Below are 23,989 nucleotides of genomic sequence, written 5' to 3'. Positions count from 1 at the left end.
CTTTGCATGAAGATCACGCTGACGGTCAACGGCGAGCGGCGCGAGACCGAAGCATGGGGCGGCGAGAGCCTGCTCTACGTCCTCCGCGAGCGGCTCGACCTCCCGGGCTCGAAGAACGCGTGCGAGCAGGGCGAGTGCGGCTCGTGCTCTGTCCTGCTCGACGGTACGCTCGTCTGCTCGTGTCTCGTTCTCGGCGCCCAGGCAGACGGTCACGAGGTGACGACGGTCGAGGGTCTCGCCGACGGGGACCGGCTCCACAAGGTGCAGGAGGCGTATGTGCAGGCCGGTGCAGTGCAGTGCGGGTTCTGCACTCCAGGTCTCGTTGTCGCGACGGTCGACCTGCTCGAGTCCAACCCGTCACCGAGCGACGACGAGATCCGTGAGGCGCTCTCCGGCAATCTCTGTCGCTGCACGGGATACGCAAAGATCTTCGATGCGGTGCGACAGGCGGCCGCGTCGTGAGCACGGTTGCCGCGACACCCACCGTGGGCCGGGTCGGAGACAGCGTCCTCCGACTCGACGGTCCACCGAAGGTCAAGGGCGAGTTCGCCTACTCGAGCGACCTCCAGGCCGCCGGGATGCTCTGGGGGCACACGCTGCGCAGCCCGTATCCGCACGCGCGCATCGTCGAGATCGACATCTCGCAGGCGCTGACGATGGCGGGCATTCACGCCGTGCTCACACACGAGGACGTCCCCGGTGCCAGGACCTACGGCCTCGAGTTCCCCGACCAGCCCGTGCTCGCGTCCGACCGCGTTCGCTACTACGGCGAGCCCGTCGCGCTCGTCGCGGCCGAGCACCCGGAGCAGGCGCGGCGCGCGGCCGCAGCGATCCGGGTCGTCTACGAGGAGCTTCCGGTCGTCTCGGACATGGAGCGAGCCACAGAGATGGAGCCGCTCCATGAGGGCCGACCCACAGCGGGTCACGGCTACCGCGACGACCCACGCCCGAACGTCGTCCGGCACATGGTGATCCGCCATGGCGACCCGGAGATCGAGGGCGAGGTGACGGTGAGCGGCGTGTACGACGTCGGGATCCAGGACCAGGCGTTCCTCGGGCCCGAGTCGGGACTCGCCGTCCCCGATGGTGAGGGCGGCGTCGACATTTACGTCGCGACCCAGTGGCTCCACGTCGACCGTGACCAGGTGGCACCGTGTCTCGGGCTCGAGCCCGAGCAGGTGCGGATCCACCTCGCCGGGGTCGGAGGCGCGTTCGGTGGTCGTGAGGATCTCTCGATGCAGCTCCACGGCGCGCTCCTTGCGCTGCATACGAGCCGCCCGATCAAGATCGTCTACAACCGGGAGGAATCCTTCGTCGGTCACATCCATCGCCACCCGGCGCGGATGTGGTGCGAGCATCGCGCGACGCGCGACGGCCGGCTCGTCAACGTCCGGATGAGGATTCTGCTCGACGGGGGCGCCTACGCATCGAGCTCGACGGCTGTCGCGTCGAACGCCGCATCGTTCGCGGTCGGCCCCTATCGCGTCGACAACGCCCTGATCGAGGCGACAGCGGTCTATACCAATAACCCTCCGTGCGGGGCGATGCGTGGCTTTGGAGCGGTTCAGACGTGCTTCGCCGCCGAGGCTCAGATGGATCTCCTGGCGGCTGCTCTGGATATCGACCCGATCGAGTTGCGCCTCCTCAATGCCCTCGGGCCGGGCGACACGCTTCCGACGGGGCAGGTCGTCGACGGATCGTGTCCCGTGGCCGAGACGATTCGTGCCGCGGCCGCGATTCCGATCCCGGCGGCCGAGGCACTGCCACGGGACCCGATCCGGCTGCCGGGCGGCGCGGGCAACACGACGCGGGGCGAAGGCGTGCAGCGGGGCGTCGGATTCGCCGTGGGCTTCAAGAACATCTGTTACTCCGAGGGCTTCGACGATTCGTGCGCCGCGCGGGTCGTTCTCCACGCCGACGGTAGTGCCGAGGTGCATTGCGCCGCAGCCGAGGTCGGCCAGGGCGTCGTTGGCGTGATCCTCCAGGTTGCGCGGACGGAGCTCGGCATCGATGCGGTCACCCTGATGCCTCACACGACGGCAACGGTCGGCTCGGCAGGATCGGCGTCAGCCTCCCGGATGACCTGGATGGCGGCGGGGGCAGTTCAGGATGCGTGCCGCGCGGCGCTCGAGGAGCGCGAGCGCACCGGCTCAGCGGAGGTGGACGTGGAGCGCGTGCACCGCCACCCTCGAACGACGCCGCTCGATCCCGAGACAGGGCAGATCACCGGGGAGCGCGCCCACGTCGCCCTCGCGTGCTCGGCCATGCGCGTCGTCGCGGAAGTCGACGTCGAGCTCGGTCTCACACGTGTCGTCTGGATCGGGACGGCCCAGGACGTCGGGCGTGCCATCAACCCGCTCGCCCTCGAAGGGCAGATCGAGGGAGGCACCGCGCAGGGACTCGGGCTCGCGGTGATGGAGGAGATCCAGACGCGCGATGGGCGGATCACGAACGCGAGCTTCACGGACTATCTGATTCCGACCACGCTCGACATGCCTCCCGTGGAATCGGTGCTGATCGAGGTGCCGGAGCCCTCCGCTCCCTACGGCGCCAAGGGCGTCGGCGAGCCGCCCACCGTCGTCGCTGCTGCGGCCGTCGTCTCCGCAATGCGGGCCGCCACCGGAAAGCCGCTGACGCGGATCCCCGTCAGGCCCGACGAGATCGTCGGTCTCTAGAACTAGGTCTCGATCAGCGGAGGCTTCTCGTCCGGCCGCCGTGACATCTCGTTGCGGATCACGACGGCAACCGAGGTGAGGATCACCGCGGCGCCGGCAGCGATCTGCCAGGTCAACACCTCGTGCAGGATGATCACGCCGAGTGTGATCGCCACGATCGGGTTCACGTACGCGTAGGTCGCGACGGTCCCGAGCGGGACGTTCGTGACGAGCCAGACGTAGGCCGTGTAGCCGATGATCGAGCCGAACACGATCAGGTAGAGCAGCCCGAGCAGTGAGCGCGTCGACCAGTCGGCAGGGTTGAACGACTCACCGTCGGCGAACATCAGGCCGACCGGAATGAGCAGGAGCCCGCCTGCGAGCCCCTGGACTCCCGCGGTCGTCACCGCGTCGCGTGGCATCGGGAGCTTGGACGAGAGGAACGTCCCGAACGCCCACATGAGCGCCGAGCACACGACCATGAGCACACCGGTGACCGTAACGTCGGCGCCCGGCCGCAGCAGCACGGCGACGCCTATGAACCCGAACGCCGTCCCCGCGAGCGAGGCACCCGCCGGGCGATCGCCCGTGACCGATCGGAAGACGACGAGCCAGAGCGGAACCGAAGCAAAGATCAGGGCAGCGAGCCCGATTGGAACCCGACGCTCTGCGACGAACAGCAAAGCGTTCGCACCGATGAGGAGTAGCCCGCAGAGAACGACGGAACCGGCGGCCGGCCAGCCGATCCGAAAGGGGGCGAGGCCATGCCGAACGAGCATCCAGCTCGTGAGCAGGACGCCGACCGTTGTGAAGCGGATCCCTGCGGAGAGGAGCGGCGGGATCGTCTCGCCCGCGAGCTCGATCCCGAGGTACGTCGAGCCCCAGAGGATGTACACGGCCCAGAGCGCCAGCCACGCGCGCGGAGTCATCGCTTGAGCGTCAGCACGGCGCCCGCAGCGAGGAGAGCGAGTCCGAGGATGCGCGGCCACGCGAGCGCGATCGGCTCGACGCCGAACCACCCGAGCCGATCGATCAACGTCGCGAGACCGAACTGACCCACGATGAGGAAGGCCGTCGTCGCGACGATCCCGATTCTCGGACCTGCGACCGTGATCGCGATCACTATCACGATTGTCATCAACCCGCCGACGAGCATCCATTTCGGCGCGCCGAAGCCTTCGCGCATGCCGTCGAGGCTGCGGCGCGCCACGAGCAACAAGGTCAGAGCGGTGACGGCCGCGATGACGACGGCGCACGTCAGCGCCTCGAGCGTTCCGATCCTTTCGCCTAGCCGCCCCTGCACGGCTACCTGAACGGCCCCTGCGAGGCCGGCGACGAAGGCGAGCGATGCCGCCACGGAGGTCGAGCTCACTCAGGTGACGCTACCTGGTGGAGCGGCGGTTGGCGTGCGGAGTAGGGTGCGGGAATGAGCGAGGTCCTCACAGCGCGCGATGGAGCCGTCCTGACGATCACCCTCAACCGTCCCGAGGTGTTCAACGCCTTCAACCGAGCGCTTCACGCCGCGCTTCGGTCTGCGCTCGAGGAGGCAGCCGACCCGAAGATCCGGTGTGTCGTGATCACGGGAGCCGGCCGCGGCTTCTGTGCCGGCCAGGATCTCAAGGAGTTCTCGGAGCTCGGGACGACGCTCGAGGAGGCGCTCGAGGAGACCTACCATCCGAACATCCGGCTGATCCGTGGCCTCGCAAAGCCTGTTATCGCCGCCGTGAACGGCCCGGTTGCCGGCGCAGGCCTCTCGCTTGCGAGCGCCTGTGATGTGCGCGTCGCCTCGACGGCCGCAGCATTCGTTCCGGGCTTCGTCGGCATCGGTCTCGTGCCCGACTCGGGCGGAACGTGGTTCCTGCATCGTCTCCTCGGATTCGCGCGCGCGTTCGAGTGGATGAGCTCGAACCGCAAGCTCTCCCCGGACGAGGCGCTCGCCTGGAACCTCGTCTCGGAAGTGATCCCCGCCGAGAGCTTCGACTCGCGTGTCGCCGAGTTGGCATCGAGCTGGTCGGCGCTTCCCACGGTTGCCGTTGCGATGACGAAGCAACTCTTCGAGCAGGCAGCCGCGGCCTCGCTCGAGGACCAGCTCGCGCTGGAGGCCGAGCTCCAGGAGCGTGCGATCGGCACGGCCGACTTCGCCGAAGGAGTCGCCGCGTTCCTGGAGAAGCGGCCCGCGAGGTTCACGGGCACCTAGCGCCCGAGCACCCCCGAAGGAGCGCCATGTTCGAGCAACGTGCCATCCCCGATGGGAGCGCCCAGGCGGCGCACCCGATCAACCCGGTCGTCGCGGACGATCTCGGACGAATCGCGCTGTGACCGGGATCCGCACGGTCGACTACCACACGGGCGGCGAGCCGTTTCGCATCGTCGTCGGGGGCGCCGACATCCCGGAGGGCACCACGATCCTCGAACGTCGTCGCGACGCTCTCGAGCGACTCGACCAGATTCGCCGGCTACTGGTCTACGAGCCGCGGGGTCACGCCGACATGTACGGCTGCCATGTGGTTCCGCCGAACGACGACGGCGCCGACCTCGGCGTCGTGTTCTTCCATAACGCCGGCTACTCGACCGCCTGTGGGCACGGGACGATCGCGATCGTCACGTGGGCGCTCGACGAGGGCATCGTCGAGCGGCGCGAGGGCGAGAATCGCGTCGTCGTCGACGTCCCGTCCGGACGCCTCGAGACCGTCGCTACGGTCAGCGACGGTCGTGTTCGCTCGGTCTGCTTCCGCAACGTGCCGGCATTCGTCTGGGCGACGGGCGTGGAGGTCGCCGGACGGAGCGTCGACGTTGCCTTCGGCGGAGCCTTCTACGCGGCTCTCCCCGAGCGTGTGGAGCCGGCGGAGCTGCCGCGGCTGATCGAGCTCGGGCGCGAGATCAAGCGTGAGCTCGAGGCCTGGCAGGAGATCGTGCATCCCCTCGAGGCCGAGCTGCGGGACGTCTACGGTGTCATCTTCTGGCAAGAGGAAGGAGACAACCCCTTCACGCAGCGCAACGTGACGGTCTTCGCCGACGGCGAGGTCGACCGCTCCCCCTGCGGCTCGGGTACGTCCGCGAGGCTCGCGCTGCTCGATGCCGAAGGGAGTCTTCCTCGTGGCGCCGAGCTGAATCACCTTTCGATTGTCGGGTCGTCGTTCACCGGCCGGGTCGTCGACGAGGTCGCCGTGGCGGGACGCCCAGCGGTGATCACCGAGGTCTCGGGAACGGCGTATCGCACTGGGGAATCAACGTTCGTCCTCGACCCCGACGATCCGCTCGGCGAAGGATTCCTGCTGCGCTGACGCGGGTTCCGTACTCTGCCCGGGTGGAGACGGAAGACGATACGCTCGTGATGTACCTCGTCGTGCGGCGACGGACGACCCGACCGTTCGTCGAGCTCGCCAGTGCAGCCGCTCTCGCGACGCGACGCTGCGCCTATCGCTTCCGTGACGAGGACAGCTGGCGCGACGGGTTCGAGGACTGGTGGCGTCACTCGTTCCGGAAGGTGTGCCTTCGGGCCGAGCCGCGGGAGTGGGACGATCTTCGCGACCTCGATCACGAGCGAGTCGGTGATGTTGCCTGCCTCCCGCCGGTTCGCCGCTCGCTGCGCGATCGAGTGCTCGTCCGGATGCAGACGCTGAGCGACGAGCCCGGCGCTCTCCCCGCGCTCGATCGCGCAGACCTCGGCGACCTGACCTTCGTCGTCGCCACGGATCTCGGTATGAGCTCGGGAAAGACGATCGCGCAGATCGGACACGCCGCCCTGATGGCTAGGCTCGACCCGGGCTTCGACCGCGGCCTCGACCTCCGGGTCGTCGGCCAGGGGGCCGAGGGGTGGGCAGCGCTCGCGGCGTCGGCGGAGGCCGTGGTCAGGGACGGGGGCCTCACCGAGATCGCCCCCGGCTCGGAGACCGTGCTCGTCCTTGCTCCCCGGACGGAGCCGATCTCGTGACCGCCACAACCCGCGTGCTGATCGTCAACCCGTTCGCGAGCGGCGTCGACGAGCGACGACTCGCCGCCGTCCAGGCGGCCCTGCCGTCGGGGACCGAGACGATCCTCACGCAGGCGCAGGGCGATGCGACCGAGCTTGCGCGGGAGTGGTCATCACGCGCTGACGCGATCTACGTTTTCTCCGGCGATGGCACCTACAACGAGGTGATCAACGGGATCGGTCGGGACGTCGCACTCGGCTTCGTCCCGGGTGGCGGCACCAGCGTGCTGCCGCGAGCGCTCGGACTCCCGCGCGATCCGGCGCGCGCGGCCGAGCTGATCGCATCCGGGCGTCAGCGGAGGATCTCGCTCGGGGCGATCAACGGGCGGCGGTTCGCCTTCAACGCGGGGATCGGGTTCGACGCCGAGCTCGTCCGCAAGGTCGACGGCCTCGGCCGGCGGTTCGACGGCAAGCGCCCCGGGGATGTCCGTTTCGCCCTCACCGTCGTGAAGACGCTCGCGGAGCACCGGCTTCGCTATGACGCCGTACTCGAGATCGAGGGCCTCGGAAGGGCAGCATTCGCACTCGTCGCGAACTGCTCGCCCTACACGTACGCCGGCCGCCTCGGGCTACGCATCGCTCCCGAGGCATCGTTCGAGGGAGGTCTGGACGTCGTTGCGCCCCGACAGGTTCGGATGCGGGCCATTCCACGGCTGGCAACGCAGGCCGTGCGCGGCGGGCATGGGTCGCGTGACGTGCTCGTCGGTCATGACCTCGACAGGATTCTGCTCCGCTGCGATCGGCCGATGCCGGTGCAGGTCGACGGGGAGGACATCGGCGACGTCGTCGAAGCCGAGATCGTCGCGCAGCGGGACGCGTTGACCGTGCTCTGCTGACGCAGCCTCACCGCGAATCTCATTCCCCACTACGCTGCCCAGTCATGGCGCACGCTTTCACGTTGCCCGATCTCGGTGAGGGTCTCGAAGAGGGCGAGATCACCCGCTGGCTCGTTGCCGAAGGGGAGGCGGTCGACGAGCATCAGCCGATCGTCGAGATCCAAACCGAGAAGGCAACGGTCGAGATCGGCGCACCGGTGGCCGGGGTCGTTCTGCGCATCATCGCCCGCGAGGGCGAGCTTGCTTCCATCGGCGCCACGCTTGCGATGATCGGCAAGAGAGGCGAGCAGCTCCTCCACTCCGTCACGTCCCTGCCCGTCGACGAGCCGGTCGCCGAACCGTTGATCGCGGTCGTCGACTCCGAGCCGCTCGAGGTGCTCGCACTCCGCCGGCTTGCACGTGAGCTCGGCGTCGACTTCTCGACGGTTCGCGGAACCGGAACGGGAGGACAGGTGACCGAGGCGGACATCCGTGCGGCGGTCATGCCCGGCGAGGGCCGGCGCGTTCCCGTGCGTGGCATCCGGCGTGCGATCGTCGAGCAGGTCGAGCGCACGCACCGCGAGATCCCGGCAGTCACGTTCGTCGAGGAGTGCGACTTCACGGGCGTCGATCTCGACACGCTCGTCGCCACGACTCTCGCTGCCGTAGCGGCATCGCTCGTCGAGTATCCGGAGCTGAACGCGCGCATCGAGGACGACGACATCGTCCTGCTCGATCGCTACGACCTCGGCGTGGCCGTCGACACCGAGGCCGGGCTCGTCGTTCCCGTCGTCCACGGCTGCGACCGGCTTTCCGTCGCCGAGATCGATGCCGAGATCCGAAGGCTCGCCGATCGGGCCCGCGCCGGCTCGCTCCAGCCCGACGATCTGCGCGATTCGACGTTCACCGTGACGAGCGCCGGAAAGCTCGGCGGCCTCCTCGTGACCCCGCTGATCAACCATCCGGAGGTTGCGATTCTCGGGCTCCATCGGATCGGACCTCGACCGGTGGTTCGCGACGGCGAGATCGTCGTCCGCGACATGGGGAACGTCTCCGTCACGTTCGACCATCGCGTCGTCGACGGTGTTCGGGCCGGCGGTTTCGCTCTCGATCTGATCGCTCGCCTCGAGCGGCGATCCGTACACTGACCTACCGAGATGGGCGAATGGTACGAGATCGGAGTGACCGTTGGTATCGGCGTTGCCGCCGGGGTCGCGTTCGCCGGGGTGCTCGCCGGGCTCCGATTCGGATTCGCATCGACGGTGCTCGGAGCCGTCGTCGTCGGGGTGGTCGCGGGGATGCTGATCAACGGCTGGATCGGCGTTGGAGGCGGGGTCGTCGGCGCCGTGATCGGCTCCGTTTCTGCCGCCTCGATCGTTCGCGGTGCGAGTCGGCGTGGCGCGACCGTCAGCGGCACGGCCCTCCTTCTCATCGGAGCTGCGATCGTGGTCGGCCTTCTGGCTCTGATTCCCGTCGTCGGATACGTCGAGGCACTCCTCATGCCGCTGATCGCGGCACGCAGAGCACGGCAAGGCCCGGACAAGTACGCCGGGCTGCGCTCGCTCGCGAAGTGACGCCGCGCCGGCTGATTCTCGTTGTCATCGACGGCCTGACTCCGTCGATGCTCGAGGGAACGATCGGCTCGGGTGAAACGCCCATGCTCTCCGCTCTCGCCGAGTGCGGGTCTTACAGGCGGGCGACATCGGTCTTTCCGTCGCTGACACCGGTGTGCCTCTCGTCGATCGCGACCGGGGGTCATGGGGACGTCCACGAGATTCCGCATCTCGTCTGGTACGACCGCCGAGAGGGTCGGGTCGTCGAGTACGGCAGCTCGTTCGGCGCGGTTCGAGCCGCCGGGATCGGTCAGACGCTGCAGGACACGCTCGTCAACCTGAACGCGCATCATCTCGGTGCCAATGCGGTCACCGTGTTCGAAGCGCTGGCCGACGCGGGTCTCCGCACGGCGGCGACCAACTTCACCGCCTACCGCGGCCGCACCCGACATCGCTCGTCGCTGCCGTTTCTTCCCGACGTCCGCGGGCCGGAGCGCTTCTTCTTCTACAACCTCTACAGCTCCGATCGCACGGGAGCGCCGCTCTCGTGGCGCAACCGATCCGCCGGGTCGATTGACGCGTATGCGACTGCGGTGGGCCGCTGGCTCGTGACGCGCGACGCCTTCGACTTCTTTCTTCTCTACCTCTCCGACTACGACTACGCGTCGCACGAGCACGGGCCCGATTCGGCCCTGCCGACGCTGCAGCAGTGCGATGCGGCGATTGCATCGCTCGTGGAGGCCGGCGGGGGAATCGAGTCCTTCCTCGAGCGCTATGCGGTCGTCGTCATGTCTGACCACGGCCAGACGCGAGTCCGCGAGTCTGCATCGATCGGTGCCGCTGTTGTGGGAATCGAGGGTGTGCTGCCACTTGCGTCGAATCGAGCGGCCCAGCTCTACCTCTCCGCCGCCTGCCAGCTCGACGCCCGGCGCGTTGCAGACAGGCTCGATAGCTTCGCTGCGGCGGAAGTGGTGCTCTTCCGCGAAGGGGTGCACGCGGTCGCCCGGCGTGAGGGAGAGGAGCTCGCGTTCGCCCCCGACGGTCGCTCTGGCTTCGACTGCTCCGGTGACACGTCGATTCTCGGATACCCCGATGGGCTCGCACGCTCCTGGGCGGCTCTCGCCAACCCGAACGCCGGTGATGTCCTCGTGTCGGCAGCCGAGGGATACGAGTTCGCGGACCTCGGAGGAGGACATCACGTTGGCGGCGGCTCACACGGCTCCCTCGTCACCGGTGACAGTGAGGTACCGCTCCTGACGGTGGGGCTCGACGCGCCGCCCGGTTCCGACCAGCGCGTGAGCATCGTCGATGTGGCACCGCTCATCCTCGCCCACTTCGGCGTTGAGATCCCCGGGTATGCGCTCAGGCGGGCCGCTTGACCCGGTACCCTCAGCCGAGCATGGCTGGCCCTCCCGCACCTTCCTCCGGCCAGGGCGCCGCGCAACGGGTCGGAAGCGCACTTGGACGTAGGAGCAACTGGGAGCAGCTCGGGAAGTTCGTTGTCGTCGGCGCAAGCGGCTATCTCGTCAACCTCGCCGTCTATGCGACCCTGGTGAAAGTGGTGGGAGTGCACTATCTCCCTGCCGCCGTCGGATCATTCCTCGTTGCCGTTGCGAATAACTACATGTGGAATCGTCTCTGGACGTTCCGGGGCCAGCGCGGTGGCGTCGCCTATCAGGGAATCAGGTTCCTCGTGGTCTCGTCGATCGCGCTCGGCGCGAATCTCCTCGTCCTTTACCTGCTCGTCGAGGCGGGCATAGGGGCACTTCCGGCGCAGGCCGTTGCGATCATCCTCGTCATGCCGCTCAATTTCGTGGGCAACAAGCTCTGGTCGTTCCGGCAGCGATGAGGCAGTTGGCGGTTGCGGGTGTACTCGCCGTCGCCCTTGCCGTCCTCATCGCGCCCGCGGCGACCGCAGCAGAGCCGACGACCGCCGCAACAGGTACGACGAGCACGAACCCGCTCGAGGAGCCCTTTCCTCCCGAGACAGCCGGCCCGAGAATGACCGAGCGGTCGGCCGTCGCGACGTTCGTGCGGTTTCCGAAGGTCGCTCGCTGGCTCGAACGGTATCCCGCTGATCCGACGACCGACGCCGTCTTCGACGAGGCGACGCACCGCTGGACCGTCAAGGTCTGGTCGGGCAGGGCGGGCCAGATTGCACTCGGCAAGGTCGAGGACGGCGACGGGCGCGTCTCCGAGGCCTGGACGGGGCCGCAGGTCGCGTGGGGAATGGCGCGGGGTCGGGTCGGCTCGTTCGGCGGGAAGGTCCTCAATGCCTGGTGGATGTGGGTGCCGCTCAGCATCGTCTTCTTCGTCGGTCTCGCCGATTGGCGTCGGATTGTGAGCTTGCACTCCCTCGACCTGCTCGCCCTGCTGTCGTTCGGCCTCTCGCTCCTCTACTTCAACCGGGGCGAGATCCTGCTCAGTGCCCCGCTCGCGGCGCTGCCACTCGCCTACCTGCTCGTCCGTATGTGCTGGATCGGGTTTCGCGGCCGTGCTCCCGCGCCCGCTCTCTTCTGGCCCGTCTGGCTGCTTGCAGCAGTCGCCGTGTTTCTCGGCGGCCTCCGCGTCGGCCTCAACCTCGAGACGCCCCGGGGGGTGATCGACGTCGGGCTCGCCGGCGTGATCGGAGGCGACCGGATCCTCGATGGGCGGGCTCCGTACGGCAACATGCCGGTGTCGGGAACGAAGCGCTCCTGTGGCAAGAAGGATGCTGACGGGTCGATCCGCGACTGGATTCAGGACAACGGCCGCTGTGAGGCAGCCCTTCCCCGCGGGGACACGTACGGTCCCGTGGCGAGCCTCGCGTACGTCCCTGCGGTACTCGTGTTTCCCTGGTCCGGGAAGTGGGACTCGCTGCCGGCGGCTCACGCAACGGCGATTGCCTTCGATCTCCTTGCGGTGGTCGGCCTTTTCCTCGTCGGTCGGCGCTTCGGTGGCCCGCCGCTCGCTGCGGCTCTCGTCTTCGGCTGGATGGCCCTCCCGTTCACCGCGTACACGCTGAACTCGAACACGAACGACGCAATCATGCCCGCGATCCTGATCTGGGGCTTCTGGCTTTCGGCCTCTCCGGTCGCGCGCGGTGCAGCGGTGGCGCTTTCGGGGTGGACGAAGTTCGCAACGCTCCTCCTCGCGCCCCTCTGGCTCACATACCCGAACGGGCTGTCGCGACGAGCGGTCGCTCGCTTCGCCGCCGCCTTCGCCGTCGCGACCGGCCTCGCCTTCTCGATCCTGCTCCTGGAGCCCAACCTCCTCGACACCGTGCGGACCTTCGGGGAGCACACGCTGCGTTACCAGCTCGACCGCGGCTCACCGTTCTCTCCGTGGGACTGGGGTCAATACCACGCCCGCGGCATTCCCGATCTCGGCGCCGTGCAGCTGATCCTCCAGATCGGCGTGCTCGTTCTCGCCGGGGTCGTCGCTGTGATCCCGGCGCGCAAGGGCCCGCTCGAGCTCGCGGCACTCAGTGCCGCCGTGCTGATCGGCTTCGAGTTCGCCCTCACCCACTGGTCGTATCTCTACATTCCGTGGTTCCTGCCGTTCGTGCTGGTCGCGCTCTTCCTGCCCAGGGACAAGCCAGAATCGGAGGCTCTGTTGCCGTGAATGCACGATTGATGCTCGCCGCGAGCCTTCTCGCGGCAGCGCTTGCCGCGTGCGCAGCGGGACTGATCATCACGTCCGGCTTCGTCGGCGACGCCGGGATCTCGGACACGGTGGTCTACGCAACCTACGGCGAGCGGATCGCGTCCGGAGACATGCCGTATCGGGACTTCGAAGTCGAGTATCCGCCCGGAGCGCTCGTCCCGTTCGTCGTTCCGGCACTCGTGTCCTCAACGCAGAGCCGATACGACGACTTCTTCGAGACGCTCATGGTGGTCGCGCTCGCGGTCGCCTCGTGCCTCATCGTGGTCTCGCTGAGGGCGCTCGAGGCCTCGCCCCGCCGCGTGGTCTTCGCCGTCGCATCCTTCCTGACGGGGGTGATTCTGCTCGGCCCGTTCGTGCTGACTCGCTTCGACCTCTACGCGGCGGCCGTCTGCCTCGCTGCAATCTGCGCCATCCTGCATCGCCGCGCGTATCTCGGCCCGATTCTGCTCGGAGCGGCGATTGCGACGAAGATCTATCCGGCGGTGATGCTGCCGCTACTCGTAGTCCGGACCTGGAAGCGAGAAGGCCCGACCGCCGCGATGCGCGGTATTGCGCTCACGATCGGCGCTGTTCTCGTTCTCTACCTGCCGTTTGCGCTCCTCGCGCCGGAGGGCGTCGTCAAGAGCGTGTGGCGACAGGTGGGTCGACCACTCCAGATCGAGAGCCTTGCGTCGGCGGTGCTACTCGCCCTTCATCACGCCGCCGGGATGCCGCTCGACTGGGCCTCCGGGTCGGGCTCCCAGAACCTCACCGGCGCCGTGTCCGGCGTCGCATCGGCCGTGACGACCGTCGTCGGGGTTGCTGCCCTCGGATTCGTTTGGGTCAAGTTCGAGCGCGGAGACTCGTACGAGGCAGCACGCTTCGTGCGGTACGCGGCGGCGGCGACCGTTGCCTTCGTCACCTTCGGGAAGGTCCTGTCGCCGCAGTTCCTCGTCTGGCTCCTCGCCATCGTCGTGCTCGTTCCGGGCGTTCGGGGGGCGATAGCGATCATCCTGCTCCTCGTCGCATGCCTTCTGACGCGCGGGTGGTTTCCCCACGGCTACTGGGACCTCGTGAAGCAGTTCGACCCCACGGCGTCCTGGCTCGTCCTTGCCCGGGATCTCGTGCTCGTAGCGGTGTTCGCCGTTCTCGTCGCCCGGCTCAGGGCCAGGGAACCCGCAAAGGGCTGATCGAGACAGCACGTCCCGTCGACGGGACGCACTCGACGAGGGCACCTTCTATCCGGACGCCTCCCGTTGCGACCTCGAATCGCACAGGCATCCCCGTTCGCATGCGATGAGTGGCGAGCTCCGCCTTGACGCCGATCACCGAGTCGTGCGGGCCCGTCATCCCCGCATCCGTGATCGCGGCAGTTCCGCCAGGCTGGACGCGCGCGTCCGAGGTCTGCACATGGGTATGCGTTCCGATCACTGCGGTGACGCGGCCATCCAGCCACCGGGCGAGCGCGACCTTTTCGCTCGTCGCCTCGCCGTGGACGTCCACGACAATGATCGGTGTGGCGGCGCGCGCCTCGTCCACGAGGACGTCGATCAGCTCCCACATGCTTCGCGCAGGGTCGAGCGAGAGTGATCCCATCACGTTGATCACGGCGACCGCTGATCCGTTGCTTGCGGTCACGACAGTGATGCCCTTGCCCGGTGCGTCCGCGGAGAGATTTGCGGGCCGGATCACCCGGCCGGAGGTCGCGAGATACGGGGCGATCTCCTGCCTCCGCCAGGTGTGATTACCGAGCGTTATCGCGTCGGCACCCGAAGCAAGGATGCGGTCGGCCAGCTTCGGCGTGATGCCCGCGCCATCCGCGATGTTCTCGCCGTTGACGATGCACACGGCAGCGTCGAGCTCGACGCGGAGCACCGCGAGGTGATTCTCGATCGCCTCCTTCCCGGGCCGCCCCACGACGTCGCCGATGAACAGGATGTTCACGGCAGTGATCCCGCCGCCGGGTGAACCTCGATCGCGACGTTGTTGCCTCGAGCTCCGGCGTGCTTGGCGAGCGCCTGTTGCTCGACCGAGGCAACGTCGACGACGGTTCCCAGCTTGGACGAGGACGCGAGGACGAGACTGCCGACGGTAAGCGCTGGATCGGGCTCGACGTGCGTCAGGGAGACGATCAGAGACGGGGCAGCGCTCGGTCGCACGTCGACCCGGGATCCGTACCGCGTGCCGTCGATCACGAAATCAGCGATCGAGACGACGGTTCCGGCGACCGGCGCATACACGTCGGTTCCCGGCATCGCCCCTACATCCATGACGTCCGTGGACGTGCCGCTATCGAGCTGAACCCAGACGCGGCCGTTCTGCTGCGCCCCGGCAATCCGTCGCCAGAGGCGCGCAAGGAGCCCCTCGTTGAGCTGACGACCGACGGGGCTCAGCTCGACGGCTCCTGCGCCGGCCCCATGAAAGCCGATCGCGGTGACCGCGTCACCCGCGACGGGCAGCTTGATCTGGAGATTTCCAACAGTTGCGAGCACATCCGGCTCGGGTGGCACGTCGGTCACGGCTGCGGGCGCCGTCGCCGTCCCGACCGGAGAGGGCGAGCTCGAGCCGATGGCGGTCAGGATCAACGTGACGAGTGCGAGAGCGGCGACGATCCCGATCACGACAAGGCGACGGGCGCGATTCTGCGCGCGCCGCCGTCGCTCACGGTGACGGGCCGCTCGCCGGGAGCGCGGCGTGGCCATCGCGTCCACGGTAGCGGCTGTCGACTCTCGATGGTGAACCGTGACCCGGCTACGATCCGGCCCATGACGACGCCTGCAGGCCCGACAGCGCCCACGATCCGGGTGCCTCGATGGATTCAACTCGTGGGCCTACCGGTCGGGCTGCTCGTGATCTGGATGCTGGCGGGCCTCCTCGGGCACGTCCTGTTCCTTTTCCTTACGGCGAGCGTCATTACCTTTCTCCTCAACCCACTCGTGCGCGACCTGAAGCGGCTGCGGCTGCCGCGGGGACTCGCGGTCGCTTTCGTCTTCCTCGTCTTCGCCGCGGCCGTCGGCTTCATCGTTCTCGCCCTTGGCAGTGTCGTGGTCGATCAGGCGCGCTCTGCCGCCGAGCGCATCGACGACTACGTCACGCTCGAGAACGCGTCGGGGAGCACGGGCGCAGATCAGGACATCGATCGGCTGCAACGATGGCTCGATACGCACGGCCTCGAAGGCATCCAGATCCAGGAGCAGGCGACCGATTGGGCCGACAATCTCGGGGCCGGCGAGATCTCCGGGTACACGCAGGACGCAATCTCGTTCGCCCAGGGTGCGGCGTTCTCTCTCGTCGTGGCCCTCTTCAACCTCGTCCTCATCGTTGTCATCGCCATCTACATGCTGCTCGACATGGAGCGCCTCGAAGGCCTCGTCGACCGGCGCTTTCCCCCGGGGGACGGCCTGCGGCTGACCCGGCGGATCGAGAAGGCCCTTGCCGGTTACGTGCGGGGCCAGCTGATCCTCTCCACGGTGATAGGCGCCAGTGCGGGCATCGGCATGTGGGCTCTCGGGACGACAGGCCTCGTGCCGGGTGCAGAGAAGTACGCACTCCTCTTCGGCGTCTGGACGGGCGTGATCGAGGTCATTCCCTACATCGGCCCGTGGCTCTCGGCGATTCCTCCGACGATCTATGCCCTGGTCGTCGACCCAGTGTCGGCGCTCTGGGTGATCGCACTCTTCATCTTCATCTACCAGGTCGAGGGTCACATCGTCGTGCCGAACGTGATGGCGAACGCGTTGCGGCTGCATCCGTTGCTCGTCATCTTCGGGCTCCTTGCAGGGGGTGAGCTGTACGGCATCGCGGGCATCCTGATGGCACTCCCGACGATGGCTGCGGCACGCGCCATCTGGGAGTTCTTCTCCGAGCGCGTGCAGTTCGACAGATGGGATGACGGTGCACCGAACATTGGTGTGGACGGCGAGGGACCGCCCGACCGCGGCTCTGACGTACCCTTGCCCGGATGAGCTCCTTCCCGGTTACCCGCCTGCGTCGCCTTCGTCGCACGGAAACGCTCCGTGCGCTTGTGCGCGAGTCTCGGTTGTCACTCGACGATGTCGTGATGCCGCTCTTCGCGTGCCCCGGTGAGGGTGTCGTGCGGCCCGTTCCGGGGCTAGAGGGCATTGCGCAGCGATCGGTCGACGAGATCGTGCGTGAGGGGTCGGAGCTGTCGGCGCTCGGGATCCGAGCCGTCCTTCTCTTCGGGATCCCGGAGGAGAAGGACGCGGAGGGATCTGGCGCATGGGCGACCGACGGAATCGTCCAACGAGCATTGCGGGCGCTCGCGGCCGAGGTGCCAGAGCTGACGCTGATGACGGACGTGTGCCTCTGCGAGTACCGGAGCGACGGGCACTGCGGTGTGCTCGAGGACGGAGAGGTCGCTAACGACGCGAGCCTCGACCTGCTCGTACGTGCTGCCGCGAGCCACGTGGAAGCGGGCGCTGACGTCGTTGCGCCGAGCGACATGATGGACGGCCGCGTGGGTGCGATTCGCACTGCATTGCCGCACACGCCAATCGTCTCCTACGCCGCGAAGTACGCTTCGGCGTTCTACGGTCCCTTCCGGGAGGTGGCCGAGTCGGCGCCAGCGACCGGTGATCGCCGCGGCTACCAGATGGACCCTGCGAACGTCCGAGAGGCGCTCCGGGAGTGCGAGCTCGATCTCGACGAAGGGGCCGACGTGCTGATGGTGAAGCCGGCGCTCGCCTACCTCGACGTGATCAGAGCCGTGCGCGAGCGGTTCGACTGCCCCGTCGCCGCGTACAACGTCTCGGGGGAGTATGCGATGGTCAAGGCGGCCGCAGCGGCGGGGCATCTCGACGAGAAGGCGGCCGCGCTCGAGTCGCTCGTCTCGATCAAGCGTGCAGGCGCAGATTTCGTGTTCACCTATTGGGCAAAGGATCTGGCTCGATGGCTCTGATCTCTGACCCGGGTCAGGCGAGGCGAGCCTCGCCCCTACAGGCGAAGGATGTGGCTCGATGGCTCTGACGAGGTCAGATCTCTATGTCCGGGCGCAGCGGCTGATCCCCGGAGGGGTCAACTCGCCGGTCCGCGCGATGCGCTCCGTCGGCCTCGATGAGCCGCTGTTCATGCGCAGCGGGTCGGGTGCACTGATCGAGGACGTCAACGGCAACCGTTACATCGACTGGGTTCTCTCGTGGGGGCCGCTCCTCTTCGGGCACGCCGACGCGGAGACGCTCGCCACCGTTGCCGACGCTCTTGTGCGGGGAACGACGTTTGGCGCTCCGACCGAGGGCGAGGTCGATCTTGCCGCCGAGATCGTGGATGCAGTGCCGTCGGTCGAGATGGTGCGCCTCGTCTCCTCGGGCACGGAGGCAGCGATGAGCACGGTGCGGCTTGCCCGTGCGGCGACGCGCCGCGACCGCCTGATCAAGTTCTCCGGGAACTACCACGGTCACGTCGACGCGCTCCTCGCGAGCGCCGGCTCGGGAATGATGACGCTCGGGATCCCGTCCACGCCAGGCGTCCCGTCGGGTGTCGCGAGTGACACGATCGTGCTGCCGTACAACGACGTCGACGCCGTGGCTGCAGCCGTCGCGCAGTACGGCGAGGGGCTCGCGGCGATCCTCGTGGAACCGGTCGCCGGCAACATGGGTGTCGTTCCGCCCGCGCCCGGATTCCTCGAGGCCCTGCGGATGCTGTGCGACGCATGCGGCGCGTTGCTCGTCTTCGACGAGGTGATCACCGGTTTCCGTGTCGCGCGAGGGGGAGCCCAGGAGCGCTACGGCGTCGCGCCCGACCTGACGATCCTCGGCAAGATCGTCGGTGGGGGCCTTCCGGCCGCAGCGTTCGGTGGTCGGGCCGACCTGATGGAGCGGCTCGCCCCGGTCGGCGACGTCTACCAGGCAGGAACGCTCTCCGGCAATCCACTCGCGACGGCCGCGGGAACGTCGGTGTTGCGGCGCCTCCGCGACCCGGCGGTGTACGACGGACTCGAGCAGCGCGGCGCCCGTCTCGAGGCCGGCCTCGAGCGCTTCGGCACCGTGCAGCGGGTCGGTGCGATGCTAACGCTGTTCTGCCAGGACGACCCGGTTCGGAACTACGACGACGCCGTTCGCTCGGATACGGATCGCTACGGGGCACTCTTCCGTCACGCCCTCGACCGGGGCATCTACCTCGCCCCTTCGCAGTTCGAGTGCATGTTCGTCTCGCTCGCCCACGGCGACGAGGAGATCGACAGGACGATCGAGGCCGTTGGCGACTTCTTCGACAGCTGAGGTCGACGTCTGGGAGACGCTCGTATCCGAGGCAGCTCGAGAGAGCCCGCTCTGGGGAGCGTCTCTGCGTCCGCGCGACGAGCAGGATCGAACCGCGATCTTCTCCCGCCTCTGCCACCCCTTGTTCGCGCTTGGCGTTGAGACGATTTACGAGGGCTATCTCCTGCACTACGGTCGCTCCCGTCTCTTCGGGCCGGCCGACCCCGACACCGCACTCCTCCTCGGCGACTACCTCTACGCACACGGACTCGTTCGCATCGGCGCGACCGGAAGCATCGAGGCCGTGCACGATCTCGCGGAGCTGATCTCCTTGTGCTCGCAGGCCCGCGCGGATCACCGTGGGGGCGAGGCCGAGGCATGGGCGGCAACCGCGGCTTTGCTCGGTCAGGGCGCGCTCGTCGACGCGCGGGCCGACCTGCGCGACCGGGGCGATGCCGCGGCGCTTGGCGCGGCAGCCCGCAACGCTGCCGGTGTAGACGCCGTTGACACCGCATGTCGTGCGCACGACCGTCTGGTGGGGTAAAGTCACGAGCACGATGCTCGCTTCGCTCCTGATCCTGGCGGATGCCGCAGAAGAAGGCCGCAAGGTCGTCCTCGCTATGCTCGTGGTCGGGCTCATCTTCATCGCCGTGATCGCACTCGGCGAACTGACGCACTACCTCGCTGTGAAGCGGAAAGCCCGCACACCCTCGAGGACGCTCTAGACAGTCGGATCGGTGACAGGCTGTCGGCCCGCACCTCGAGATCGTTCGTCGACAAGTGCTCCACACCGCGCCAACTCTGGACAGTCCGGCATTCCCCTCGCGCCCCTAGACTGAAGGTGCATGGCGAGCCCGGCCTCCGACCTCCGTCAATGGATAGCCCTCCTCGAGAAGGAGGGTGAACTGGTGCGTGTCTCGGCCGAGGTCGACCCCGATCTCGAGATCACCGAGATCGTCGACCGCGTCGTCAAGTCCGGCGGTCCCGCCCTCCTGTTCGAGAACCCGAAGGGCGCAAAGCACTCGCTCCTGATCAACCAGTTCGGTACCGAGCGGCGCATGTGCATGGCGTTCGGCGTCGAGAAACTCGACGACCTCGCCGACAAGCTCGGCGAGATCCTCGAGCTGCAGCCGCCGCAGGGGCTCGTCGACAAGGTCCGCTCGCTCGGGAAGCTGAAGTCGATCGCCGACTCGATGCCGAAGGAGGTGTCGAAGGCCGCGTGCCAGGAGGTCGTGCTCACGGGAGACGACGTGAACCTCGATCTGTTCCCGATCCAGCGCTGCTGGCCGCTCGATCCCGCCCCGTTCATCACGCTGCCCGCGGTGATCACGAAGGACCAGGCGACCGGCGTGCGCAATGTCGGCATGTACCGCATGCAGAAGATCGACCAACGCTCGACCTTCATGCACTGGCAGATCCACAAGGACGGCCGCGCCGACCTTCGCGCTGCGCCGGACGGACGGATCCCCGTTGCCGTCGCGCTTGGCCTCGACCCGGTCACCGCCTACTCGGCGAGCGCGCCCCTACCGAAGCACATCGGCGAGTTGATGGTCGCCGGCTTCCTCAAGGGCTCCGCGGTACAGCTCGTCAAGTGCAAGACCGTCGACCTCGAGGTTCCCGCCAACGCGGAGATAGTGCTCGAGGGCTGGGTCGACCGCGCAGACGTGGGGATCGAAGGGCCGTTTGGCGATCACACAGGCTTCTACACACCCCCCGAGGAGTTCCCGATCTTTCGCATCTCCGCGATCACGATGCGTCGCGACGCCATCTACCCGTCGATCGTCGTAGGCAAGCCGCCCGCCGAGGACGAGTGGCTCGCGAAGGCGACCGAGCGCATCTTCCTGCCGGCGATCAGGATGAGCGTCCCCGAGATCGTCGACTACGACCTCCCGACCGCGGGCACCTTCCACAACTGCGTGATCGTCTCGATCAGGAAGCGCTTCCCCGGTCACGCGCGGAAGGTGATGCACGCGATGTGGGGATTGGGCCTGATGAGCCTGACCAAGTCGGTCGTCGTCGTCGACGAGCACGTCGACGTGCACAACTACGAGCAGGTCTTCTTCTATGTGTGCGCCAATGTCGATCCGGCCCGAGACGTCCTGCTCAGCGAGGGCCCGATCGACCAGCTCGACCACGCGACGACGATTCAGGCCTACGGGGGCAAGATCGGCTTCGATGCGACCTCGAAAGGCCCGTACGAAGGGCGTCGCGAGTGGCCGCCAGAGATCGAGATGAGCCCCGAGATCCGGGCGCGGGTCGATGCCCGCTGGCCGGATCTCGGCCTTTCTGACGCACCCTCCGGCAGAGATGTGCAGAATGGGACGCGCGAGGGCGCGATCAATCGATTGTTACGACGTTGACACGTGAGCATGCTGCAGGGTTGAATCACACAATGGAGAGCAACGAGTGAGCGACGGAACCGAGAACCACGATCAAGCGCCCGGGCAGAGCCTGTGGCCGATCGGCTTCGCGATCGGGATTGCGTGCACCCTCGTCGGGCTCGTGATCAGCTGGCCGGCTGCCGTTCTCGGCTCCGCGATCACGATCGTCTTCGGCGTCCTCTGGATCCGCGACACGGCCCGGACGCATGCGCCCGTCGACTCGGCACCGGCGCACGCGCTCGTCGACGGGACGCCCTCGGAGGCGCAGCTCGCCGCCGAGGAGCAGCACCTCGAGACGCACGGCCGCGCGGGCTTCCTGACGCTCGCGACAGTCGGTCTCGGCGGCGTCATCGGAGCCGGTATTGTCCTGCCGTCGCTCGGATTCGCAGTTCTCCCCTCGTTCACGGGCGAAGGGATCGAGACGAACCCGGTCGATCTCGGCCCGCTCGAGAACTTCCCCGAAGGGACGTTCGTGATCGCGTCGTTCACGGGCAGCAAGCGGCAGGGTGACGTCTCGCGCCGAACCGCCTACATCCGCAACAACGGCGCGAGCGCGTCGAAGGAACCGAGCTTCACGATCATCTACAGCCGCTGCGTCCATCTCGGCTGCCCCGTGCAGCCAAACGGTCCGAAGTTCGAGGACGAGACCAAGACCTACAAGGACGTCACCCTCACTCCGGTCAAGCCGGCCGGCTTCGGCTGCCCCTGCCACGGTGGCGCCTATGACAACGAGGGCAACCGCACCGCTGGTCCTCCGGTTCGCTCACTCGACCGCTATGCGTTCTCGATCGTCGACGGCAACCTCGTGCTCGGTGACCACTTCAGCGTGGGCACGGTCGACGGCACGGCTGCCGACGCGGTCATGACGCGGTACCCGGTTGCCTACCCCGGTGTTCACGTCGATGGGATCGAGAAGTGGCTCTATCCGCTGCCGGTTCCGGGGGCGGGGTCCTAGATGCCCAAGTCAGCACGCCAGGCGCAGATCGAGAAGGCCGCCCTGTACCCGGTCGACTGGGTGGAGGAGCGCTCCGGTCTCGTCGGGTACACGAAGTGGTTCCTGTTCCGGAACGTGCCGCGCGACATCAACTGGATGCAGACGCTCGGAGCCGCGACGCTCACCGCGTTTCTTGTCCAGGCGACCACAGGCGTCTTCCTCGCGATGTACTACAAGCCCGATCCCGACAGCGCGTACGCCTCGATCCAGAACATCACGAACGAGGTCACGCTCGGGTGGCTCGTGCGCGGCATGCACAAATGGGGAGCAAGCCTGTTCATCATCCTGATGTTTCTCCACATGGCCCGCACGTTCCTGTTCGGGGCTTACAAGTACCCGCGCGAGTTGAACTGGATCACGGGCGTGCTTCTGCTCGTGATGGGCATGGCGGAGGGCTTCACCGGGTACCTCCTCCCGTGGGACCAGACGGCCTACTGGGCGACGGTCGTGGGAATCAACATCAACGCTACGGCACCGATCGCCGGACCCTTCCTCGCCCAGTTCCTCCAGGGCGGCGCCCAGATCGGCCCCGACACGCTTGCGAAGTTCTACTCGCTCCACATGCTCGTGATTCCCGGTGGGATCATGGCGCTGATCGGGCTCCACATGTACCTCGTGATCCGCCTCGGCGTCACGTCGCCGCCGTGGTCGCCGACGGCCGCCGGCCGGCCGCGCGACGACGACGAGCCGAAGGGCTACGGCGCGTACCGCGAAGGGCTCATCCGTGAGCACAAAGAAGAGGACGAGGCGAGCTGATCATGGCGAGCAAGAAGGTTCAGGCGGATCGCGACGAGTTCAAGCGCTACAAGGAAGACGTCAAGAAGGAAGGGAAGCCCTTCTTCCCCTACGCGATCTTCCATGACACGGTCATGTCGCTCGTCGTCGTCGGTGTGACGATCGGCCTCGCAGTGATCTGGAAGTTCACGGTGGAAGACGGCGAGCCGGGGGCGCTCGGGCCGCTGTACGAGAAAGAGGCCGATCCCGCCACGACGAACTTCATCCCGCGGCCGGACTGGTTCTTCTACTTCCTCTTCTACCTCCTGCGCATCTTCAAGTGGCCGGAGACGGTCATTCTCGGTACCGTCGGGATCCCGACACTCCTCCTGATTCTCCTGATCATGCTTCCGTTCTACGATCGGCGTCCGGAGCGCGTGATCCTGCGCCGCCCCGTGGCTTTCGTCGCGGCGATCCTCGTCGTCCTCTCGATGGGCGTGCTCACGTGGAAGGGGGCAACCGCCAAGGAGGGATCGGAGGCGGTGGCAGAGGTTCCGACCTGGGCCAAGGAGCAGGGATTCGCCGACAACCCGGTCGCAGTCGAGGGTGCAACGCTATTCGCCGAGTCGGGCTGCCTCAACTGCCACGTCTATCTCGGCGCCGGCAGCAGCAACCTGGGGGCGCCCGACCTCTCGGCGGAAGGTGCCAAGGGGCGCGGGATCGAGTGGCAGGTCGCGCACCTGAAGAACCCGAGCAGCAAGACGCCTGGCTCGCCGATGCCGTCGTTCGCGGCGCTCGGCGACGAGAACCTGACGAAGATCGCCACCTTCCTCGAGGCGTCCAAGGGCGAAAAGTAGCGCGGCGCCGGGGCTGAGCCCGTCGTCCGGCGCGGGTGTCCGATCACTCGCCCGAGCCTGGGCGTCTACGCTCCAGGGAATGCACGTCTTCCTCGGAGTGACCGGTGCTTCGGGCGCGCCGTATGCGGCTCGCCTCCTGCAGGCGCTCGCTGCCGCCGGCTGCGAGATCGGCCTCGCGACGTCGGCTGCCGGGATCGAGGTGATCGCGA

At 67.5% G+C, this 23,989-nt stretch carries 25 protein-coding genes; 21 read left to right on the top strand and 4 right to left on the bottom strand.

Translation table 11 applies throughout. The features are described from left to right. Positions 1-6 precede the first annotated feature (6 nt). Positions 7-462 carry a (2Fe-2S)-binding protein gene (locus tag ABIR74_RS06570; RefSeq protein WP_348176186.1) on the top strand — a complete coding sequence of 152 codons (456 nt, stop codon included), beginning with the start codon at positions 7-9 and terminating at the stop codon, positions 460-462. Beyond that, a complete protein-coding gene (locus ABIR74_RS06565; RefSeq protein WP_348176183.1) occupies positions 459-2,675 on the top strand; it encodes a molybdopterin cofactor-binding domain-containing protein in 2,217 nt (738 codons plus the stop codon). The genes ABIR74_RS06570 and ABIR74_RS06565 overlap by 4 nt, the downstream gene beginning before the upstream one ends. A gap of 2 nt (positions 2,676-2,677) precedes the next feature. Here ABIR74_RS06565 and ABIR74_RS06560 read toward each other — a convergent pair whose 3' ends face one another. Together ABIR74_RS06560 and ABIR74_RS06555 are read right to left on the bottom strand one after the other, a co-directional pair. After that, positions 2,678-3,583: an EamA family transporter gene (locus tag ABIR74_RS06560; RefSeq protein WP_348176180.1), complete on the bottom strand. Its 906-nt coding sequence runs from the start codon at positions 3,581-3,583 to the stop codon at positions 2,678-2,680. Further along, the gene (locus tag ABIR74_RS06555; protein ID WP_348176177.1) at positions 3,580-4,026 is read right to left on the bottom strand and encodes a DMT family transporter; all 447 of its coding nucleotides are present in this window, start codon (positions 4,024-4,026) and stop codon (positions 3,580-3,582) included. Before ABIR74_RS06555 ends, ABIR74_RS06560 begins: the two co-directional genes overlap by 4 nt. A gap of 54 nt (positions 4,027-4,080) precedes the next feature. Here ABIR74_RS06555 and ABIR74_RS06550 point away from each other — a divergent pair, with 54 nt between their 5' ends. The 10 genes from ABIR74_RS06550 (at position 4,081) to ABIR74_RS06505 (ending at position 13,809) form a co-directional block, all read left to right on the top strand. Beyond that, on the top strand, positions 4,081-4,851 hold the full coding sequence (locus tag ABIR74_RS06550) for an enoyl-CoA hydratase-related protein (protein ID WP_348176175.1): 771 nt from the start codon (positions 4,081-4,083) through the stop codon (positions 4,849-4,851). A gap of 118 nt (positions 4,852-4,969) precedes the next feature. Further along, positions 4,970-5,938 carry a proline racemase family protein gene (locus tag ABIR74_RS06545; protein WP_348176173.1) on the top strand — a complete coding sequence of 323 codons (969 nt, stop codon included), beginning with the start codon at positions 4,970-4,972 and terminating at the stop codon, positions 5,936-5,938. A gap of 23 nt (positions 5,939-5,961) precedes the next feature. Then, complete coding sequence (locus ABIR74_RS06540; protein ID WP_348176170.1) at positions 5,962-6,588, top strand: aminoacyl-tRNA hydrolase; 627 nt, start codon at positions 5,962-5,964, stop codon at positions 6,586-6,588. Further along, the gene (locus tag ABIR74_RS06535; protein WP_348176167.1) at positions 6,585-7,463 is read left to right on the top strand and encodes a diacylglycerol kinase family protein; all 879 of its coding nucleotides are present in this window, start codon (positions 6,585-6,587) and stop codon (positions 7,461-7,463) included. Before ABIR74_RS06540 ends, ABIR74_RS06535 begins: the two co-directional genes overlap by 4 nt. A 44-nt stretch (positions 7,464-7,507) precedes the next feature. Continuing rightward, a complete protein-coding gene (locus tag ABIR74_RS06530) occupies positions 7,508-8,590 on the top strand; it encodes a dihydrolipoamide acetyltransferase family protein (protein ID WP_348176165.1) in 1,083 nt (360 codons plus the stop codon). A 9-nt stretch (positions 8,591-8,599) separates the two neighbouring features. Next, a complete protein-coding gene (locus ABIR74_RS06525) occupies positions 8,600-9,016 on the top strand; it encodes a hypothetical protein (protein WP_348176162.1) in 417 nt (138 codons plus the stop codon). Then, positions 9,013-10,374, top strand: a complete 1,362-nt coding sequence (locus ABIR74_RS06520) for an alkaline phosphatase family protein (protein WP_348176159.1) — start codon at positions 9,013-9,015, stop codon at positions 10,372-10,374. The genes ABIR74_RS06525 and ABIR74_RS06520 overlap by 4 nt, the downstream gene beginning before the upstream one ends. A 20-nt stretch (positions 10,375-10,394) precedes the next feature. Then, positions 10,395-10,844: a GtrA family protein gene (locus ABIR74_RS06515; protein ID WP_348176157.1), complete on the top strand. Its 450-nt coding sequence runs from the start codon at positions 10,395-10,397 to the stop codon at positions 10,842-10,844. Beyond that, entirely contained in the window at positions 10,841-12,598 is a 1,758-nt protein-coding gene (locus tag ABIR74_RS06510) for a hypothetical protein (RefSeq protein WP_348176155.1), read from the top strand. Before ABIR74_RS06515 ends, ABIR74_RS06510 begins: the two co-directional genes overlap by 4 nt. Then, positions 12,595-13,809, top strand: coding sequence for a glycosyltransferase 87 family protein (locus tag ABIR74_RS06505; RefSeq protein WP_348176152.1), 1,215 nt, complete (start codon positions 12,595-12,597; stop codon positions 13,807-13,809). Before ABIR74_RS06510 ends, ABIR74_RS06505 begins: the two co-directional genes overlap by 4 nt. Here ABIR74_RS06505 and ABIR74_RS06500 read toward each other — a convergent pair. Then, positions 13,781-14,563, bottom strand: coding sequence for a TIGR00282 family metallophosphoesterase (locus ABIR74_RS06500; RefSeq protein ID WP_348176149.1), 783 nt, complete (start codon positions 14,561-14,563; stop codon positions 13,781-13,783). The two genes, ABIR74_RS06505 and ABIR74_RS06500, sit on opposite strands and share 29 nt — an antisense overlap. Continuing rightward, the gene (locus ABIR74_RS06495; RefSeq protein ID WP_348176147.1) at positions 14,560-15,321 is read right to left on the bottom strand and encodes a hypothetical protein; all 762 of its coding nucleotides are present in this window, start codon (positions 15,319-15,321) and stop codon (positions 14,560-14,562) included. Before ABIR74_RS06495 ends, ABIR74_RS06500 begins: the two co-directional genes overlap by 4 nt. Positions 15,322-15,384: 63 nt before the next feature. Between ABIR74_RS06495 and ABIR74_RS06490 the strand changes: the two genes are divergently transcribed. The 9 genes from ABIR74_RS06490 (at position 15,385) to ABIR74_RS06450 (ending at position 23,780) form a co-directional block, all read left to right on the top strand. Continuing rightward, positions 15,385-16,584, top strand: a complete 1,200-nt coding sequence (locus tag ABIR74_RS06490) for an AI-2E family transporter (RefSeq protein ID WP_348176144.1) — start codon at positions 15,385-15,387, stop codon at positions 16,582-16,584. After that, positions 16,581-17,537: a porphobilinogen synthase gene (gene hemB, locus ABIR74_RS06485; protein WP_348176141.1), complete on the top strand. Its 957-nt coding sequence runs from the start codon at positions 16,581-16,583 to the stop codon at positions 17,535-17,537. The genes ABIR74_RS06490 and hemB overlap by 4 nt, the downstream gene beginning before the upstream one ends. A 58-nt stretch (positions 17,538-17,595) precedes the next feature. After that, entirely contained in the window at positions 17,596-18,855 is a 1,260-nt protein-coding gene (hemL, locus tag ABIR74_RS06480; RefSeq protein ID WP_348176138.1) for a glutamate-1-semialdehyde 2,1-aminomutase, read from the top strand. Continuing rightward, positions 18,833-19,378, top strand: a complete 546-nt coding sequence (locus ABIR74_RS06475) for a hypothetical protein (RefSeq protein WP_348176135.1) — start codon at positions 18,833-18,835, stop codon at positions 19,376-19,378. Before hemL ends, ABIR74_RS06475 begins: the two co-directional genes overlap by 23 nt. Then, positions 19,353-19,559 (top strand): hypothetical protein, encoded by a 207-nt coding sequence (locus ABIR74_RS06470; RefSeq protein ID WP_348176133.1) that lies wholly within the window; start codon positions 19,353-19,355, stop codon positions 19,557-19,559. Before ABIR74_RS06475 ends, ABIR74_RS06470 begins: the two co-directional genes overlap by 26 nt. 120 nt (positions 19,560-19,679) lie before the next feature. Continuing rightward, entirely contained in the window at positions 19,680-21,194 is a 1,515-nt protein-coding gene (locus ABIR74_RS06465) for a menaquinone biosynthesis decarboxylase (protein WP_348176130.1), read from the top strand. Positions 21,195-21,240: 46 nt separating this feature from the next. Further along, positions 21,241-22,170 carry a Rieske 2Fe-2S domain-containing protein gene (locus tag ABIR74_RS06460; RefSeq protein ID WP_348176128.1) on the top strand — a complete coding sequence of 310 codons (930 nt, stop codon included), beginning with the start codon at positions 21,241-21,243 and terminating at the stop codon, positions 22,168-22,170. Next, a complete protein-coding gene (locus ABIR74_RS06455) occupies positions 22,171-22,965 on the top strand; it encodes a cytochrome b N-terminal domain-containing protein (RefSeq protein WP_348176125.1) in 795 nt (264 codons plus the stop codon). Positions 22,966-22,967: 2 nt separating this feature from the next. Continuing rightward, a complete protein-coding gene (locus tag ABIR74_RS06450; protein ID WP_348176122.1) occupies positions 22,968-23,780 on the top strand; it encodes a c-type cytochrome in 813 nt (270 codons plus the stop codon). Positions 23,781-23,989 lie beyond the last annotated feature (209 nt).

Origin of the sequence: Gaiella sp., from assembly GCF_039915195.1 — a bacterium.
Classification (GTDB): Bacteria; Actinomycetota; Thermoleophilia; order Gaiellales; family Gaiellaceae; genus Gaiella.
This window is presented reverse-complemented; position numbering and strand designations above follow the sequence as displayed.

Coding starts and splice junctions, on each gene's coding strand:
- ABIR74_RS06570 (WP_348176186.1), top strand. CDS start 7: ATGAAGATCACGCTGACGGTCAACGGCGAGCGGCGCGAGACCGAAGCA.
- ABIR74_RS06560 (WP_348176180.1), bottom strand. CDS start 3,583: ATGACTCCGCGCGCGTGGCTGGCGCTCTGGGCCGTGTACATCCTCTGG.
- ABIR74_RS06550 (WP_348176175.1), top strand. CDS start 4,081: ATGAGCGAGGTCCTCACAGCGCGCGATGGAGCCGTCCTGACGATCACC.
- ABIR74_RS06530 (WP_348176165.1), top strand. CDS start 7,508: ATGGCGCACGCTTTCACGTTGCCCGATCTCGGTGAGGGTCTCGAAGAG.
- ABIR74_RS06525 (WP_348176162.1), top strand. CDS start 8,600: ATGGGCGAATGGTACGAGATCGGAGTGACCGTTGGTATCGGCGTTGCC.
- ABIR74_RS06515 (WP_348176157.1), top strand. CDS start 10,395: ATGGCTGGCCCTCCCGCACCTTCCTCCGGCCAGGGCGCCGCGCAACGG.
- ABIR74_RS06510 (WP_348176155.1), top strand. CDS start 10,841: ATGAGGCAGTTGGCGGTTGCGGGTGTACTCGCCGTCGCCCTTGCCGTC.
- ABIR74_RS06495 (WP_348176147.1), bottom strand. CDS start 15,321: ATGGCCACGCCGCGCTCCCGGCGAGCGGCCCGTCACCGTGAGCGACGG.
- ABIR74_RS06490 (WP_348176144.1), top strand. CDS start 15,385: ATGACGACGCCTGCAGGCCCGACAGCGCCCACGATCCGGGTGCCTCGA.
- hemB (WP_348176141.1), top strand. CDS start 16,581: ATGAGCTCCTTCCCGGTTACCCGCCTGCGTCGCCTTCGTCGCACGGAA.
- hemL (WP_348176138.1), top strand. CDS start 17,596: ATGGCTCTGACGAGGTCAGATCTCTATGTCCGGGCGCAGCGGCTGATC.
- ABIR74_RS06465 (WP_348176130.1), top strand. CDS start 19,680: ATGGCGAGCCCGGCCTCCGACCTCCGTCAATGGATAGCCCTCCTCGAG.
- ABIR74_RS06455 (WP_348176125.1), top strand. CDS start 22,171: ATGCCCAAGTCAGCACGCCAGGCGCAGATCGAGAAGGCCGCCCTGTAC.
- ABIR74_RS06450 (WP_348176122.1), top strand. CDS start 22,968: ATGGCGAGCAAGAAGGTTCAGGCGGATCGCGACGAGTTCAAGCGCTAC.